The 17,704-nt window shown below is 66.7% G+C and carries 12 protein-coding genes and 1 pseudogene; 4 read left to right on the forward strand and 9 right to left on the reverse strand.

Annotated elements, in window-relative coordinates; genetic code table 11:
* Positions 1–3: 3 nt before the first annotated feature.
* From CVN68_RS05995 to CVN68_RS06010, 4 genes are read right to left on the reverse strand one after another with little or no spacing between them, the layout of a single operon-like run.
* Positions 4–1,419, reverse strand: a complete 1,416-nt coding sequence (locus tag CVN68_RS05995; RefSeq protein ID WP_100281389.1) for an amino acid permease — start codon at positions 1,417–1,419, stop codon at positions 4–6.
* A 23-nt stretch (positions 1,420–1,442) separates the two neighbouring features.
* Complete coding sequence (locus CVN68_RS06000) at positions 1,443–2,093, reverse strand: GntR family transcriptional regulator (RefSeq protein WP_100281390.1); 651 nt, start codon at positions 2,091–2,093, stop codon at positions 1,443–1,445.
* 58 nt (positions 2,094–2,151) lie between these two features.
* A complete protein-coding gene (locus tag CVN68_RS06005) occupies positions 2,152–3,150 on the reverse strand; it encodes a 4-hydroxyproline epimerase (protein ID WP_100281391.1) in 999 nt (332 codons plus the stop codon).
* Between the two features lie 8 nt (positions 3,151–3,158).
* On the reverse strand, positions 3,159–4,073 hold the full coding sequence (locus tag CVN68_RS06010; protein ID WP_100281392.1) for a dihydrodipicolinate synthase family protein: 915 nt from the start codon (positions 4,071–4,073) through the stop codon (positions 3,159–3,161).
* Positions 4,074–4,174: 101 nt separating this feature from the next.
* Between CVN68_RS06010 and CVN68_RS06015 the strand changes: the two are divergent.
* The 3 genes and pseudogenes from CVN68_RS06015 to CVN68_RS06025 form a co-directional block, all read left to right on the forward strand.
* A pseudogene (locus CVN68_RS06015) lies at positions 4,175–5,236 on the forward strand (NAD(P)/FAD-dependent oxidoreductase); the annotation flags it as partial.
* 133 nt (positions 5,237–5,369) lie between these two features.
* Positions 5,370–6,548 carry a M24 family metallopeptidase gene (locus CVN68_RS06020; protein ID WP_100281393.1) on the forward strand — a complete coding sequence of 393 codons (1,179 nt, stop codon included), beginning with the start codon at positions 5,370–5,372 and terminating at the stop codon, positions 6,546–6,548.
* Entirely contained in the window at positions 6,545–7,420 is an 876-nt protein-coding gene (locus CVN68_RS06025; protein WP_100281394.1) for a glycoside hydrolase, read from the forward strand. Before CVN68_RS06020 ends, CVN68_RS06025 begins: the two co-directional genes overlap by 4 nt.
* 270 nt (positions 7,421–7,690) lie before the next feature.
* On the opposite strand, the gene CVN68_RS06030 is transcribed toward CVN68_RS06025, so the two are convergent.
* The 5 genes from CVN68_RS06030 to CVN68_RS06050 form a co-directional block, all read right to left on the reverse strand.
* On the reverse strand, positions 7,691–9,247 hold the full coding sequence (locus tag CVN68_RS06030; protein ID WP_100281395.1) for a family 43 glycosylhydrolase: 1,557 nt from the start codon (positions 9,245–9,247) through the stop codon (positions 7,691–7,693).
* Between the two features lies 1 nt (position 9,248).
* Positions 9,249–10,955: a DUF885 domain-containing protein gene (locus CVN68_RS06035; protein WP_100284239.1), complete on the reverse strand. Its 1,707-nt coding sequence runs from the start codon at positions 10,953–10,955 to the stop codon at positions 9,249–9,251.
* Between the two features lie 47 nt (positions 10,956–11,002).
* Positions 11,003–11,998: an Ldh family oxidoreductase gene (locus CVN68_RS06040; protein ID WP_100281396.1), complete on the reverse strand. Its 996-nt coding sequence runs from the start codon at positions 11,996–11,998 to the stop codon at positions 11,003–11,005.
* Between the two features lie 11 nt (positions 11,999–12,009).
* Positions 12,010–14,394 carry a glycoside hydrolase family 127 protein gene (locus CVN68_RS06045; RefSeq protein ID WP_233503602.1) on the reverse strand — a complete coding sequence of 795 codons (2,385 nt, stop codon included), beginning with the start codon at positions 14,392–14,394 and terminating at the stop codon, positions 12,010–12,012.
* Positions 14,395–14,475: 81 nt separating this feature from the next.
* Positions 14,476–15,222, reverse strand: coding sequence for a FadR/GntR family transcriptional regulator (locus tag CVN68_RS06050; RefSeq protein ID WP_233503603.1), 747 nt, complete (start codon positions 15,220–15,222; stop codon positions 14,476–14,478).
* A 127-nt stretch (positions 15,223–15,349) separates the two neighbouring features.
* On the opposite strand from CVN68_RS06050, the gene CVN68_RS06055 reads away from it, so the two are divergent.
* The gene (locus CVN68_RS06055; RefSeq protein ID WP_100281397.1) at positions 15,350–17,704 is read left to right on the forward strand and encodes a S9 family peptidase; all 2,355 of its coding nucleotides are present in this window, start codon (positions 15,350–15,352) and stop codon (positions 17,702–17,704) included.

Consider the following 17,704-nt stretch of genomic DNA (forward strand, 5'->3'; position numbering starts at 1 on the left):
AGCTCAGGCCGGCAGCGCCTGTCGCTTCACTTCGCTGTGGCGCCAGCCATAAGCGAAATAGACGGCCAGCCCGATCGCGTTCCACGCGAGGAAACGCAGGATCGTCGCGCTCGGCAGGCTGAACAGCAGGTATATGCAGCCGAGGATCGCGAGGGTGCCGACGACATAAGGCGCGGGGCAGCGGAACAGCCGCGGCGCATCGGGCGCGCGCCGGCGCAGCACCATCAGGCAGGCGCCGACTGCGATAAAGGCGAGCAAGGTCCCCGCATTGGCGAGCTCGGCGATCTCGTCGAGCCGGAAGAATCCGGCGACCGCGGCGATGACGATTCCGGTGATCAGCGTGATCCGGGTCGGCGCGCCGGTGCGCGGGCTCACCTTGGCGAGGCTGCGCGGCAGCAGTCCGTCGCGTGCCATCACGAAGAAGATCCGGCTCTGGCCATACATCATGACGAGGATCACCGAAGGGAGCGCGATCACTGCGGCGAGCGCGATCAGATGCCCCGCCACCGGCTGCCCGAGCGAGCGGAGCACCAAAGCCAGCGGCTCGGCCGAATTGCCGAGCTGCTGATAGGGCAGCGCGCCGACCGCTGCGATTGCCACGAGCATGTAGATGATCGTGCAGACCAGCATCGAGCCGATGATGCCGATGGTCAGGTCGCGGCCCGGGCGCTTCGCCTCCTCGGCCGAGGTGGCGACTGCGTCGAACCCGTAAAAGGCGAAGAACACGATCGCCGCGGCGGCCATCACGCCACGCTTCTCGCCGCCGACTTCGGTCGAGCCGAAACCGTAAGGCATGAAGGGCTCGAGATTGCTGCCGTCGAACGCCGGGAGCGCGAAGGCGACGAACACGCCCAAAGCGACCAGCTTGATGATGACAAGGATGATATTGAGCGTCGCGCTTTCGCGGGTGCCGGCGACCAGCATCCCCATCACGCCCAATGCGACGAACACCGCAGGCAGGTTGATGATGCCCCCGGCATGCGGGCCGGCGAGAAGCTCGGGGGGGAAATGGATCCCGGCCGCGGTCAGCCAGCCGACCAGATAGCCCGACCAGCCGACCGCGACGGTCGAGCAGGCCAGCGAATATTCGAGCACGAGGCTCCAGCCGACGACCCACGCGACCTTCTCGCCGAGCGCGGCATAGCTGAAGGTATAGGCGCTTCCCGCGGCGGGGATCATCGTTGCCAGCTCGGCATAAGCGAGCGCGGCGCAGGCGCAGACTGCGCCGGCGATGGCGAAGGCGAGGATCACTGCCGGCCCGGCACGCTCGGCGCCGACGCCGGTCAGCGTGTAGATGCCGGTCCCGACGATCGCGCCGACGCCCAGGGCGATCAGATGGGGCCAGCTGAGCGTCTTGGCGAGTGCATGGCCCTCCGCGTGCTTCGTGACTGAATCGAGCGACTTGCGCGGACCAAACATGCAGTTCCCCCTTGTTGTTCTGACTAGGCCGTCGACTCGAATTGCTGGCGCAAATCGTCGAGCGTGCCCTGAAGATGCTCGGTGAGCAGCGTGGTCAGCCTCGCGCCGTCGCGTGCCAGCCATGCGTCGATCAGGTCCTGATGCTCGGTATGTGCCCGCGATTCACGCCCCGCGGGCTGCAGATGCGCGACCACATAGCGTTCGGCGAGGATCGACAGCCGCTCGACCAATTGGGTGGTCAGCAAACGCCCGCCGGGGCGCACCAATGCAGTGTGAAAATCACGATTGCGCACGGCGACTTCGGCAAGGTTGCTCGTCGCCGCGCCGTCCAGCTTGTGAAACGCCTCGATCGCCGCGGCGTGATCGGCTTCGGTCGCGCGTTCGGCGGCATAGACCGCGGCGGGCGGCTCGATCGCCAGACGAAGCACGTAGATCTCGTCAACCTGCTGCGCCGACATGGGCTGGACGAAATAGCCGCGATTGGCGTGGCTGGTCAGCAATCCCTCTTGCTCGAGCCGCGCCAGCGCCTCGCGCAGCGGGATCTTGCTGACGCCCAGCTCGGTGGCCAGCGCGTCCTGGCGGATCGGCAAATTGTTGGGCAATTGTCCGGTCACGATCTGCTCGCGCACGATTTCAAAGACACGCTCGGCAAGCGTACGTACGACGATGCTCATGGCCGCTTCTCCTTATGGGAGCGCCCGTGTTCGAATGAACGGCGCGGAATCGGAAGCATTACTTGACCTGAAACCCTTCCCAGAATGGATCAGCGCGATCAATCCAGATCGTGTTGAAGCCGGTTGCGACGGCCGATCCCTCGATCGAAGGGATGATCGCCGGCTGATCGCCGAGGCGGGTCTCCGCCTCGACGCGGCCGATGAAGCGGCTGCCGATATAGCTTTCATGGACGAAGCGATCGCCCACCGCCAGCTTCCCCGCCGCCGCCAGATGGGCGAGCCGGGCGGAGGTCCCGGTGCCGCACGGGCTGCGATCGATCGCCTTGTCGCCATAGAAGACCGCGTTGCGCCCGTCGGCGCCGTCCCCGCGCGGCTTGTCGGCCCACAGGATATGGCTGACGCCGCGGATCGTCGGGTCGAGCGGGTGCACCGGCTCGAACTTTGCGCGCACCGCTTCGCGAATACGCCCGCTGAGATCGATCAGCCGCGACGCACCGAGATCGTCGAGCCCGGTATAGCCACCCTGCGGCTCGATGATCGCGTAATAATTGCCGCCATAAGCGACGTCGATCGACAGCGGGCCGATGCCTTCGACATCGACCTCGATGCCGCGCGCGGCGACATAAGCCGGCACGTTGGTGATCCGCACCGCGGTGACCTTGTCGCCCTCGCGGGTATAAACGACGTCGATCACCCCGGCGGGGACCTCGATCCGCAGCTTGCCCGGCTCGGCGGGCTGGATCAGGCCATGTTCGAGCCCGAAAGTGACCATGCCGATCGTGCCGTGGCCGCACATCGGCAGGCAGCCCGAGGTCTCGATGAACAGGATGCCGACATCCGCATCGGGCCGGGTCGGCGGGTAGAGAAACCCGCCCGACATCATGTCGTGCCCGCGCGGCTCGAAGCACAGGCCGGTGCGGATCCAGTCGAAGCGCGCGAGGAAGTCCTGCCGCCTCTCCGACATCGACGCGCCCTTGAGCAGCGGCGCACCGCCGGCCACCAGCCGGACCGGATTACCGGCGGTGTGGCCGTCGATGCAGAAGAAGGTATGCCGCATCTTGCGCGTCAGGCGGCCTGCGCGACAGTCAGACTGGGCCGCGTCGCCGCCGCCTTCTCGACCATGGCGATCACTTCCGCGCGCCGCGCACCTTCGAGCGGATAACGCGGCGGCAACACGCGCTCGGAGCCGCGGCCCATCACCTGCTCGGCGAGCTTGATCGACTGGACGAGGTCGTGCTCGGCGTCGAGGTGGAGCAACGGCATGAACCAGCGATAGATTTCGAGCGCCTTGGCGTAATCGCCGCGCTCGAATGCCGCGACGAGCTCGACCGATTCCTTCGGGAAGGCATTGGTCAGGCCCGACACCCAGCCCTGCGCACCGAGGAAGAGCCCCTCCAGCGCGACATCGTCGAGGCCGGCGAACAGCACGTAGCGATCGCCAAAGGCATTGCGGAAATCGGTGAAGCGGCGCGTGTCCGGCGCCGATTCCTTGACCGCGACGATGTTCTTCACCGGCTTGAGCGCCTCGAGCACTTCGTTGTCGATCACCGAGCGATAGGCCGGCGGATTGTTGTAGAGCATGATCGGCAGCCCGGTCTTCTCGGCCACGCCCTTGAAATGCGCGACCATCTCGTGCGGCTTGGGCACATAGACCATCGGCGGCAGCAGCATCAGGCCATCGGCGCCAGCCTTCTCAGCCGCCTGCGCATAGCTAATCGCGCGGCGCGTGTCATATTCGGAGACACCGGTGATCACCGGAACCCGGCCATTCACCACCTCCACGATTGCGGAGAGCACACTGACCTTCTCGTCCTGCTCGAGCGAATTGTTCTCGCCCACCGTCCCCAGCGCGATCACGCCGGTGACGCCATCGCGGATCAAATCGTCCACAACGCGCTGCGTATCGGCCAGGTCGATCGACAGATCCTCCCTCAGCTGAGTCGTCACTGCAGGAAAAACGCCCTTCCAACCGATCGTCATTTGATACCCCGTTCTTGAAGTCGAATAACGTATACGATACTGGTTTTTGCGTTGCAATAGAGGATAAATGGTTGAGGCGAATAACGATCATAGGCGGCGGCGTGGTCGGGCTGAGCTGCGCATCCGCATTGTTGCGCGCCGGGCACGCCGTCACCGTGCTGGAACCCGACGCAACGCGCAAGGCGGCGTCGTGGGGCAATGCCGGGCATATCGCGACCGAGCAGGTGGCGCCGCTGGCATCCATGACCAGCCTGCGATCGGCATGGAGCCGGCGCTTCGCCGCGGGCGGCGCGCTCGATTTGCCGGTGCGCGAAGTGCGCAGCTGGCTGCCGTTCGCGTTGCACTTCCTCGCCGCCGCGCGGCCCAGGCGCTTCCGCGCCGGCAGCGACGCATTGCGCACGCTTCTGGCCGAGGCGCTTCCCGCGTGGCAGCGTACGCCCTGGGCGCCCGAGCTGGTGAAGACCGCAGGGCATTTCGTACTCTGGAGTGACCCGGCCAGGGCTGCAACCGGCAAAGCCGCGTGGCGGACCGCCGACATCGGCACTGCGCGCGTCGACGATGCCGCGCCGCAGGACATCGAGCGGATCCGGGCGGTAACCTGTGCGCCGATCGCCGGCGCGCTGCGCTTCGACGGCACCGGGCAAGTCACCGATCTCGACCTGCTCGCCGCCGCGCTCGAGCGCGATATCGTCCAGCGCGGTGGCCGTATCCTCCGTGAGACCGGCACCCTGATCGTCGAGAGCGGCGCGGCGCAGGTTCCCGGTCACGACGCCGATCTCGTGCTCGTCACTGCCGGCGTGCAAAGCAAGGCTTTGGTCGAGCGCGCCGGCCACAGCGCGCCGATCATCGCCGAGCGCGGCTATCATATCCGCGCCGCCGCGGACGCCTGGCCCGCTGACTTGCCGCCCATCGTGTTCGAGGACCGATCGATGATCGTCACCCGCTATGCCGATAGCGTGCAGGCGGCGAGCTTCGTCGAACTCGCGCGCGCCGATGCGCCGCCCGATCCGCGCAAATGGGAGCGGCTCGAACGCCAAGTCGCCGAACTTGGCCTGCCGATGCGCCCGCCATTCACCCGCTGGATGGGCGCGCGCCCTACCCTGCCCGACTATCTGCCGGCGATCGGCCGCTCGCGCCGCGCGAGCAACCTGATTTACGCCTTCGGGCACCAGCATCTCGGCCTCACGCTCGCGCCTATCACCGCCGAACTGGTGACGGCGCTGGCGCAAGGCGCCACTCCCCCATCGATCTCACGCCGTTCGACCTCGAGCGATTCGGCGGCAAAGGAGGATACGCATGACCATCGGCGGCTCGACCATCGCGGCAGAACTGGCTGCACTGGAGCCATGGCACTCTCCCGAGCCCGCAATCGGCAAGGACGAACGCGATGCGCGGCTGGCGCGTGCCCGCGAGCTGCTGGCGGCGACCGGCGCCGACGCATTGCTGGTCAATGCCGGGCCGAGCCTGCGCTATTTCACTGGCATTTCGTGGTCGCCGACCGAGCGGCTCGTGGCGATGCTGCTCCCGGTCAGCGGCAAGCCGTGGATCGTCTGCCCCGCTTTCGAGCGCGGCTCACTCGAAGCCGAACTGGCGATCCACGCCGAATTGTTGCTGTGGGAGGAGGATGAAAGCCCGCTCGCGCTGATCGCCGACAGCCTTGCGCCTAACGCAGTGCTCGCGCTCGATCCGTTGCTGCCGTTCCATTGGTCGGAGCCGCTCCGCGCGTCGTTCCGGCCGGTGTCCGGCGCGCGGGTGATCGACGGGTTGCGCATGGTCAAATCCACCACCGAGCTCGCGCTGATGTGGCAGGCCAAGCAGATGACGCTCGAGGTCCACCGCCGCGCCGCGCGCATCCTCGTCCCCGGCATCCGCGCGAGCACGGTCAAGCGCTTCATCGACGACGCGCATCGCGCGCTGGGCGCTGCCGGCTCGACGTTCTGCGCCGTGCAGTTCGGGACCGCGACCGCCTATCCGCACGGGCTGCCGGGCGATCAGGCGCTCGAGGAGGGGCAATTGGTGCTGATCGACACCGGCTGCACCGTCGACGGCTATCATTCGGACATCACCCGCACCTATGGGTTCGGCAGCGTCGATGACGAGATCCGCGCAGTCTGGGAGCTGGAGAAAGAGGCCCAGGCCGCTGCCTTCGCGGCAGTGGAGCCGGGCGCCCCGTGCGAAAGCGTCGATGCGGCGGCCCGCCGCGTGCTCGAACGCGCTGGCCTCGGCCCGGACTATCGCCTCCCCGGCCTGCCTCATCGCACCGGCCACGGCATCGGCCTCGCGATCCATGAGCCCGCCTATCTCGTCCGCGGCGACCGCACTCCGCTCGCGCCCGGCATGTGCTTCTCGAACGAGCCGATGATCGTCGTGCCGGAGCGCTACGGCATCCGGCTGGAGGACCATATGTACGTGACCGAGACCGGGGCCGCATGGTTCACCGAGCCGCAGCATTCGCTCGATCGGCCCTTCACATGAGTCGCGCGTTTCTCCCGCTGGCCGCCGCCGCTGCGCTCGCCGCATGCGCAGGCAAGCCCGCGCCGGTCGGAGCGCCGCCGGCGGCGCTCAAGCTCGATCCCTTCTACGTCAAATCGGTCGATGCGAACGGCATACCGATAACCGCGTCGCAAGCGGTCCCCGACGCGGCGCTGCAGGTGTCCCGGCGGATGATGGTGGCGATGCTCGCGCGCCGCCCCGACATTGCCCGCCAGCTGGTGCGGGCCGGGCAGCGCGTGATGGTGATGGGTGTCGACGAATTGACGACCGACGTCCCCGAGCAGCGCGACTGGAAGAAGCCGACGATCGACGATCCGCGGCTCACCCGCTGCGAACGCAAGCTCTACGACGAACGAATCGGCCGGCTCACCGACCGCGAATATTGGGGCAAGCGCGCCCGCGGCATGGGCGGGTTGCTGACCAGCGCCGCGACCGAGAACCTGCTCGCGATCCCCGGCACCAAATATTATGGCGAGACGATCCTCGTTCACGAATTCTCGCACGCGATCCTCTACGCCGTGGAGGCGGTCGACCCCGCGCTCTATGCCCGGGTCGAGCAGGCTTATGCCGCGGCAAAGGACAAGGGCCTGTGGACCGGCGAATATGGCTCCACCACGGTCCAGGAATATTGGGCCGAGGGCACCCAATTCTGGTTCAATTCGAACAAGCTCGCCGTGGTGGACGGCGTGCGCATCCTGTCCGACAAGGATCTTGCGCGGCACGACCCGGCGCTCGCGGCAGTGCTCCGCGCGGTCTATGGCGACCGGCACCGGCTACCGGGGGATCCCTTCTACAAGCACCCGGCCCGCGTGCCGGCAGGCCCGATCCCGACGAGCACCGCCGAGGTCTGCTGATCGGGTGATGGAGGCCCCAGCGCCGCCGCCGATCGCGGCCTTGTAATGTAGGATTTCATCTGCTTGCCTCGGGCGGTCGGCCCTGCCGCCCGCTCTTTGACATCGTCGGATTGATCCACGGACTCGAGTCAACGGATCGAGTCAACCGAACTGGACCGAGTCAACTTCGCCACAATTTTTATCTATATAACATAGATACTTACCTTATATCGCCGCCGATAAAAAGTGCCAACCGAGTCAAGCGTCAACGAGTCAAGCGTCAACCGCAGGCTAGTCCTTCCCACAGGCCGCAGCCGCCACGCCGGGCGCTGCCGCCGGCACGCGGGGCTGCGGCGCCAGCACTTCCCATTCCTGTACGCCCACCCCTGCGTAGGGCCCGCTGCCCGACGCGTCGAACACCGCGCGCAGGCACCGCGTCGTCACCGGCGCGAAGCGGACCGACTGGAACGTGCCGGCCACGGTGCCATAGCCGCCGGTGCCCGGCACCGGCTTCCAGCCGCCGTCCCAATATTCGAGGTGCCACGCGGCGGGCGGCGCAACCCCGATTCCCGAACCCGCCGGCTGGTCGGCGAAGAACTGGATCCGGGAGCCGTCGATCGTCACCGGCTTGTCCCAGCGATATTCGATCCAGGGCTGTTTCGGGTTGTTGCCGTTCCACGTGCCCCACATCTCGGGGGGCAACGGATTTGCCCGTACCTTGCCGTCGTTGAGCGCGGCGATCCAATATTGCACCGGCACGACGTTGGAAGACGCCGCCGACGCCGAACCGGCGATGTTGCGTGTGGGCACCGGTGCGGGCTGCGGCGCGCGCGTCGGCACCAATGGGCGGATCGCTGCGGGCGAGACGCTGTCGTCCCACTGCATCTCGTCGATCGCGACGCTGCGGCGGAAATGCCCGCCCCCGGCCGCATCGGCGGTGTGATAGGCCATGTACCATTTGCCCTTGAATTCGACGACGCCCGCATGGGAGGTGGTCGACGAAACCGGCCGCAGCGCGACGCCGCGATAGGTCCACGGACCCAGCGGCGAAGTCGCGGTGCCCCAGGCCTGGCAGGCATGGTAGACCGCCGGCGTGCAGTCGCTGTCGGGGCCGGCCTTGTTGCCGGCGTAGAGCATGTAATAGACGCCCTTGCGCTTCAGCACCCATGGCGCCTCGAAGAAGCCGGTGAGCCCTTCGATCCTGCGCTGCGGGCCCTTGGGCGTGACCATGTCGCGCTCCAGCTCCATCCCGAGCATCCTGCCGAACGTGCCCCAATAGAGGTACACCCGCCCGTCGTCGTCGAGCAGCACGGTCGGGTCGATATTCTGGATGTCGTTGGCGACCGGCACCTTCTGCGAGACGATCGGCCCCGAAGGATGGGCATCGCGCCACGGTCCGGTCGGGCGATCCGCCACCGCCACGCCGATCGCGAAGCGGTCCTTCGCGTCGCTGTTCTTCTCGAGCACCGGCGCATAGAAATAGAAGCGCCCGTCGGCGCCCTTGGCGATCTGTCCGGCATAGGCCCGCGCCGGCTCGGCCCAGGCGAAGACGTTCTCGGGGCGGATGAAGCCGGGCGTGTGCTGCCAATTGCGCGACGCCGGATCCTTGGTCGCGAGCAATTGCCACTCGGGCATGATGAAGTCGTTGACCTCGGGCGCCGCCTCGTCGCGCCCGGTCAGGATATAGAGCGTATCGCCGTCGACCAAAGGCGCCGGGTCGGTGGTGTAATAACGTCCGTCGGCAAGGATCGGATTGCCCTTCGACGTCACCGTCTCGGGTGCGGTCTGGGCGCAGGCGGCACACGGCAGCATCGCCAGCAAAGTGGCGAAGGCAGGCAGTCGGGTCATGTCATTCCTCGTCGGGATAAGGGCCCTTGCCGCCGTCGGCGATGAGCTGGTCGATGCGGCGGTCGATCTCGGGGATCGGCACCGATCCCAATGCGAGCACCGCATCGTGGAAGGCGCGGATGTTGAACTTCGCCCCCAGCGCCTTTTCGGCGCGGGCACGGGCCTTCAAGATCGCGAGTTCGCCCGTATAGTAACTGAGCGCTTGCCCCGGCCAGGCGATGTAGCGATCGACCTCGGTCTCGATCTCGTGCCTGGCGAGCGCGGTATTGTCGATGAGGAATTGCTGCGCCTGCTCGCGGGTCCAGCTTTTGGTGTGGATACCGGTATCGACCACCAGCCGCGCTGCGCGCCACATCTGGTAGGAAAGCATGCCGAACACCTCGTACGGCGTCTGGTACATGCCCATTTCCTCGCCCAGCGCCTCGCAATAGAGCGCCCAGCCCTCGCCATAGACCGAGAGATAGGTGTCGCGGCGGAATGCGGGCAGATCCTTGTTTTCGGCGGCGAGCGGCATCTGGAAGGCGTGGCCCGGCGCGCTTTCGTGGAGCGTCAGCGCCGGCAGCGAGTAAAGCGGCCGCGCCGGCAGATTATACGTGTTGATCAGGTAGACGCCCGGCCCGCCGCGCCCGCCGGTGTAGAAGGGCGCGATATCGTCGGGGACCGGAATGATCGCGAAGCGGCTGCGCGGCAGCCGGCCGAAATAGCGCGATGCCTTGCCGTCAAAGGTCTTGGCGATCCACGCGCCGCGGTCGAGCAAAGCCTGCGGGGTCTTGGCGTAGAATTGCGGATCGGTGCGCAGGAAGGTGAGGAAGGCGGCGAGATCGCCCTTGAACCCGACCTGCTGCATCACCCCGTGCATCCGCGCGCGGATCTTGGCGACTTCGGACAGGCCGATCGCATGGACCTGCTCGGGAGTCTGGTCGAGCGTGGTGTATTCGGCGACCTTGGACTGGTAGTAGGCCCGCCCGTCGGGAAGGTCATTGGCGGCGAGGGCCGTGCGGGCGCCGGGGATATATTCGTCGCGCAGAAAGCGCAGCAGCTTGGCATGCGCCGGCACCACTGCTCCGCGGATCGCCGCCTCGCCCTCGGCACGCAGCCGGGTCTGCGTTTCCGCCGGCAGTGCCGAAGGGAATTTGGCGAACGGCGCGAAGAAGGGCGAGTCCGCCGGCGTCTTCGCCTCGGCGACCTTGGCGACGCCGGCGTCGCGGCCCTGCAGTGTGATCCGCGACGGCGTGAAACCACGCTTGAGCCCGGCGCGCATGTTGACGATCTGCTGGTCGAAATAGCGGGGCACATCGCGCAGCGTGGCGAGGTAGCGGCGATAATCCTCTTCACGCACGAAATCGCCGCGGGCGGATTCGGCGAGGTCGCCCCAGAAGCTCGAGTCGGCGTTGAGCGGCTTCTCGTAATCGCGATATTGCTGCTCGGCGAGCAGCGCCTCGATCTGGCCCTTATAGACCGCGTAATTGACCCGCTCGGCCGGCGAGAGCGCCGACGGTTTGATCCTGGCGAGCGCAGCCCGCGTCGCGGTCCAGCGCGCGAGCCTTTCCGCCTGCGCGGCGGGGCCGACATCGGGCAGGCCCTGCTTCTGGTCCTTGGGGCTGTCCTCGTTCGGCGCCTGCTGGCGCTGCCGCCATGCATATTCCTCGGTATAGAGCTTGCGGAATTGCGCGTCTGCGCCGGGCACGGGCGCCGCGGCGGTCAGCATCGCCGCTCCTGCGAGCAAAATCACTGCCTTGCGCCATTCCGCCACGCTCAAACTCCGATCGCCATGATGTCCGCATATAGCGCCGAGGGGATGGTGACCCCCTCCGTCAGGCTGCGCGCCCGCGCTGCATAGCGCCGTTGCGACGGGAGCCGCGCGCCCTGCCCTTCGATCGCCGCGAACATCGCCTCGGCGCGTTCGAGGTGTGCCTGCACGGCATCGCCAAGGAAGCCCGCTGGATCGATCGCGAGGATCAGCTCGCCGCCGATCGGTGAGCCACCGCGCCCGGCATCCGCCGCGATCGATTCCGCGCTGGTCATATCGGCGATCAACGGCCCGGCGAGCAGTTCGACCATCGCCGCCAGCGCCGAACCCTTGTGCCCGCCAAAGGTCCGCATCGCCCCGTCCAGCACGGCCTTGGCATCGGTTGTGCTGCGTCCCTCGGGGTCAACACCCCAATCGTCGGGGATCGCCCGGCCCTCGCGGCGGTGCAGCTCGATCTCGCCGCGTGCCACTGCGCTGGTTGCGAAGTCGAACACGAACGGCTCGCGTCCCGGTCGCGGCCAGCCGAACGCGATCGGATTGGTGCCGAACACCGGCTTCGTGCCGCCAGCAGGCGCGACCCAGGCATGGCTGGGCGTGAAGGCCAGCGCGACCAGACCCTGCTCGGCCAGTATTTCGACCTCGGGCCATAATGCGGCGAAGTGGACGACATTGTTGAGCGCCAATGCCGCGATCCCGTTGGCCCGCGCTTTTTCGACCAGCAGCGGCATGCCGCGTTCGAAGGCCAACTGGGCGAACCCGCCGCGGCCGTCGACGCGGACCAACCCGGCCTTGGGCTCCGAGACTTGCGGCACCGCGTCGGGCACCACCACCCCGGCGCGAATGCTGCGATCGGCGACGAGCAGCCGATAGATGCCATGGCTGGCGCAACCGTCGCGCTCCCCCGCGACCATCGTCTCGGCGACCGCATCGGCATGGTCACCCGCAAGGCCCGCCGCGCGCAACTTGGCCCGGGCGAGTTCGCGCAATGCGTCGAGAGTCATCGCGACGCCGCTCAAATCGCGGCGCCCGTCTTGGCAGTGAACAGACGCACGCCGAATATCGGCCCTGCGGTGCTGCGGTCGTGCGGCACGATCCGCACCTGCACCGATTTCTTGCCTTTGGTCAGCGCCTCGGCGAGCGGATATTCCACGTCGAAGAACTTGCCGGGCTTGTCATTGTCGAGCGTCTGGGTGGCGACCTTCACATTGTCGACAAGGATGTCGAAGCCGCGCTTGCGCTCGCCGCCCCAATAGGTCGCCTGGAGGATCAGCGGACCGTCCTTGGTCTTGAGCGTGAACTCGACGAACCCGCCCGAGCGCACATCGCGCCCCTGCCGGCCGCGATAGGTGACCGGATAGGAGATTTCGGAAGTGAGATTGTGGTCGCGCTCGGGCTGCATCTCGCCGAGGAACATCACGTCGACCGACCGCGCGGCGATGTCCTTGAGCCGCGCCTGCTCGGCGAGGAACGCCTTTTCCTCGGCCGCCCAGGCGCTCTCCGAGAAGCGCTTGAAATAGGTCGCGCTGCGGCGGTTATACTGGCGGTAAAACGGCACGAACTGCAGGTCGGCGGGGCGCACCACGCCGCGCGTATTGAAGATGCCCTTGGCCGCATCGGCGGGGCTAAAGGCCGCAAGCAGATCGGCGCCGACCAAAGCTGGATCGGCCTGTTCCCATTTGACGTCCTTCGGCCCCAGATCGGCGGCGAGCACCATCGGGCCGCTGAGCACCGCGATCGTGTTTGCGTCACCCGGCGCGGATTCGATGCGAAGCTCGAGCGGCAGCGTGATCGAGACCGTGTCGCCCGCCTTCCAGCGCCGGTCGACCACGGCATAGCCGCGTTCGAACACGGGCTGCGCTGGCTGGCCGTTGACGGTGACCACCGCCTTGCCCGCCGCCCAGCCCGGAACGCGCAGTGCCACGGGGAAGCGGCCCGCCTTGACCTTGGTGAAGGTCAGCGTGCTTTCGGGCGCGAACGGATAATTGGTCTCCAGCGTCAGCGCGGCGTTGCGCTTCGCCCAGGTCACGTCGGCGGGAATGTAGAGATTGACGATCAGCCCGCCGGCATCGTCTTCCCAGAAGATCGACTCGCCGTGCTTGGCATGGACCTCCATGCCGCTGCCGACGCAGCACCAGAAGGCATCGTCGTCCACCGTCGAATAGCCGCGCTCGCTGCCGGTCATCAGCGGCGTCATATAGGTGAACCCGCCGGTCGCCGGATCCTGCGCCGACATGACGTGGTTGAGATGCGCGCGCTCGTAATAGTCGAACAGCGCCCCGTCGGGCTGCCAGCCATAAAGGTGCCGGGTCAGCTTGAGCATGTTGTAGGTGTTGCAATGCTCGCAGGTCTGCTCGGTGATGTGGTCGGCGACGGTGTCGGGCGTGAAGAAATATTCGCGGTCGGCATTGCCGCCGATCACGAAGCTGTGATGCCCGGTGACGCGCTCCCAGAAGAAGGTCGCCGCGGTCCGCCGCTTCTCGTCGCCGGTGATGTCATAGATCCGCGCCAGCCCGATCAATTTGGGCACCTGGGTGTTGGCGTGGAAATTGGCGAGCTTGTCCTCGCGGTTGCTCAGCGGATCGAGCACGCGGGTATCGTACAGCGTTTCCGCCATCTTGAGCCAGCGCGGGTTGCCGGTGCGCTGATGCATCTCGGCATAGCTCTCGTTGAGCCCGCCATATTCGCAGCCCAGTACTTCCTGGGTCTGCGCCGGAGTGAGTGCCGCGAACACGCGCTCGAAATAGCCGCCCAGTCCTTCGACGACGCTCAGCGCCTTCTTGTTGCCCCAGCCGCCATGGACGTCGAGCAGCCCCGCGAACAATTTGTGCACCGTATAAAGCGGCGACCACGAGCCGTTGAGATCGAATCCGCCGGACTTGATCTCGCCCTTCATGACCTCGCCGAAGATCTCCTCGCCGTCGACGACGGTGCCGTCCTTGCGCTTGCGTCCCAGCGCGCCGACATAGCCGGTGCCGCGCTTCGCCTGCGCCTCGGCGAGTTCGTCGACGATGTAATCGGCGCGGCGGCGCATCTCGACATCGCCGGTCTGCTGCCAGGTGAGCACCAAAGCGGTCAGATAATGGCCGAGCGTGTGGCCGGCGATCGTATCGCTCTCCCACCCGCCATAGATCGGCGCCTTGGGCTCGAGCCCGGCATATTTGCGGAAATTGTGGAGCAGCCGGTCCGGGCTCAGCCGGTGGAGGTACTTGCGGTTGACCTCGACCGCCGTGGCATAGTCCGACGGGCGCAAGCGGACCGAGGCAAGCGGCAACGGCTTGACGCCCTTCGGCGCGAATGCACCGGCTGCAGCAGCACGCGCGATCCCGGTCTGCGCCGTTACCGCCAGCACCGCGGCTCCGAACATCAATTCCCGGCGGGAAGCGCGCATCGTCTGCATCTCATTCTCCTGAATACCGTATACGATTAAGCGGCGAGATCAGGAGCGTCAATCCTCGATCGGGACGGAGACTAGTGGAATTCAGTCGTCGAGAAGCGAGACCTCGGTATCCGCCAGCGCGAGGCGGACCAATTCGGTCATCGCGCCGCGCGCCGCCTCGACATCGCTGGCCGCAATCGCGTCGAGAAGCGCGCGATGGTCGGGAATCGGGTCGCGCGGCAGCGCGCGCTTGCGCTGCTTGTAGATCGTCGTCCACGCGATCGCCGCGAGGATCGAGGTCGCCAGCGCGATCATCGCGTCGTTGTGCGTCGCCTCCATCATGATCATGTGGAAGCGCTGGTCGGCGTAGCGCCCCTTATCTGTAGCGAGCCCGTGCAGCGCCATCGCGTCGAGCGCCTCGCGCATCGCCGACAATTGCGCCTCGCTGCGCCGCTGGGCAGCGAACGCCGCGGCGCTGGGCTCCACCACCATGCGCAGCTCGAACAGGTCGGCGACGAATTTGAGGCTGGGCTCCGCCTCGAACTGCCAGGCGAGCAGATCGGGGTCGAGCAGGCTCCATTGCCGCCGCGGCGCCACCCGCGTCCCCGCCTTGGGCCGGCTGTCGACCAGCCCCTTGGCCGCGAGCATCCGAAACGCCTCGCGCAGCGCCGGGCGCGAGATGCCGATCTGCTCGGAATAATCGAGTTCGCTCGGGAAGACATGCCCCTCGGGCAGCTCACCGGACAGGATCATCACCGCGAGCTGCTGCGCCAGCGAGCCGTTAAGCCGCTGTGCGCTGTCGCTCTGCAGCACCGATCCCTTCCTGATATGGGTGCTGTATCCAGCCAATCCTGCCCCCTCTCCGCTGACAACGCTATCTTATGCAGCCGCAAATACAATCCGTCATACCATATACCGTATAATTTTGTTGAGCTAGCTTGGCGGGGTGGATATGCACCTGTGAGGGAGGGCGCGAATGCCAAGTAATCGACAGTGGAAGCCAAAGGCGATCGGCGCTGCGTTCACGCTGGTTGCCGCGCCGCTATTGCCGGCACATGCTGGCCCGACGCCAACCCCGAGCATCGCCGATCGTTACGCCCGCGCCGATCGCTATCTGCGTCCCGAACTCGACAAATTGATCGTTAACGCCGATCTGCGCGCAACCTTCACCCGCGACGGCACCGGCATCCTCTATCGGCTCGGCAGCGCGGGCAAGCGGCAGATCCTCTATCTCGAGCTTGCCACCGGCCAGTCGCGCGCGATCATCGATGAAGCGCGCCTCGCCGAACTCTTGGCAAAGGCGACCGGCAAGGAAGTCGATGCATTCGCGCTGCGGCTCGAAGACCCCGATTATAGCGCGAAGGACGGCACCCTCACCTTCGGCGTCGCCGACAAGCAATGGACGCTGACCAACGCAGGGGCGCTGGTCGAGGCGAAGAAGGGCGCGCCCGACGGCGAGGGCGCGGTCTCACCCGACGGGCGCTTCGAGATCGTCGCGCGCGACTACAATCTATTCGCACGGGACCGGAAGTCCGGCCGCGAAGTGGCACTGACCACCGACGGCACCCGCGAACAACCCTATGGCCGCAGCATTCCGCAGCTCGCCGACATCCTCAAGGCCGGGACCGAAGAACCGAAAATGCCCGTGTCGGTGGTGTGGTCGCCGGACAGCCGCCGCATTCTCAGCTGGCGGCTCGACACGCGCGGCGTCGAACGGATGTCGATCACCCAGGAAAGCCCGCCGGGCAGCTTCTATCCGCGCAGCTTCCGTTATGTGTACCCGCTCGCCGGTGCCGCCAGATTGCCCCAGGCGACTCGCCTCGCGATCGATGTCGAGGAGGCGCTGAAGCGCAAGCGGGCGAAGATCGTGCCACTCGACGTGCCTTCGGAATCGATCCTCTACCCTTCGCCGCCGGACATGGGCTGGTCGGGCGGCAAGGCGCGCCTCCAGTGGACCGAGCGCGGCTACAAGCAGCTCGTCGTCTACCAAGCCGATCCGCAGACCGGCAAGGCGACCGTCACCGCGCGCGAGGCGGTCAAGCCGATCGTCACGGTGACCTCCAGCAATCTGCGTCCCGCGCCCGAGCTGGGCGGCGAACTAGCGATCTCCGAACGTTCGGGCTGGGCGCAGCTCTACTTCGTCAGCCCCAAGGATCCCCAAGGCGGCATCCCGCTCACGCGTGGCGACTGGGAAGTGCTCGACATCGCGCATCTCGACGCCAAGGAGCGCGCCATGCTGGTCACCGGGGTCGGGCGCGAACGCGACCGCAACCCCTATTACCGCGCGCTCTATCGGGTGACCCTCGACGGCAAGGCGCCGGTACTGCTCACCCCCGAACCGCTCGATCACGAGATCGAGGTGTCGTCCGACGGCAAATACTTCATCGACGCGATGTCGAGCCCGACAGTGCCGACCCGAACGGTGGTGCGAGACGCGCGGGATGGCCGCATCGTCAACGAACTCGCGCAAGCCGACGGCGCCGCGCTCTTCGCGAGCGGCTACACTCCGCCCGAGCCGTTCACCGGCGTCGCCGCGGATGGCAAGACCCGGCTCTACGGGATGATCTGGCGCCCGGCCAATTTCGATCCCAAGGCGCATTATCCGATCATCGACGCGGTCTATACCGGGCCGACGACGACCAACGTGCCGACCAGCTGGAACGGCGCAGTCACCGCGGGCGCGGGCAGCGTCGCGCAATTGGGTGCGATCGTGGTCACTATCGACGGCACCGGCACTTCGCGCCGCGGCCAGGCCTTCCGCATGCCCGCCTGGCAGAATCTCGGCGAGGTCGGGCTCGACGATCATATCGCGATGATCCGCCAGATGGCCGTGAAATACCCGTATATCGATACCACCCGCGTGGGCGTCTATGGCGGCTCGGCGGGCGGCTACGATGCCGCGCGTTTCGTGCTGCGCCGGCCGGAATTCTTCAAGGTCGCGGTCGCCTCGTCGGGCAATCACGATCTGCGGCTCGACAAGGCGTGGTGGCCCGAAGTCTCGATGGGCAATCCGGACGAAGCCGTGTGGGAGCGCAACTCCAACATGTCGGTGGCGAAAAATCTCCAAGGTAAATTGCTGCTGATCCACGGAGACATCGACGACAATGTGCCGGTGACCGAGAGCATGCGGCTCGCCAACGCGCTGATCACTGCAGGACGCGACGTCGACGTCGTAATCCTGCCCAACACCACCCACCGCGTCGCCCAGCCCTTCTTCTGGCGCAAGCTGCGCGACTATTTCACTCGCCATCTGCTCGATGAAAAGCCACCGGTGCTGCCGCTCCCGGCGCCCGCCCCTGCCATGCCCGCGATCGGCGCAACTACGAAATGA

The organism is Sphingomonas psychrotolerans (genome assembly GCF_002796605.1).
GTDB lineage: Bacteria > Pseudomonadota > Alphaproteobacteria > Sphingomonadales > Sphingomonadaceae > Sphingomonas > Sphingomonas psychrotolerans.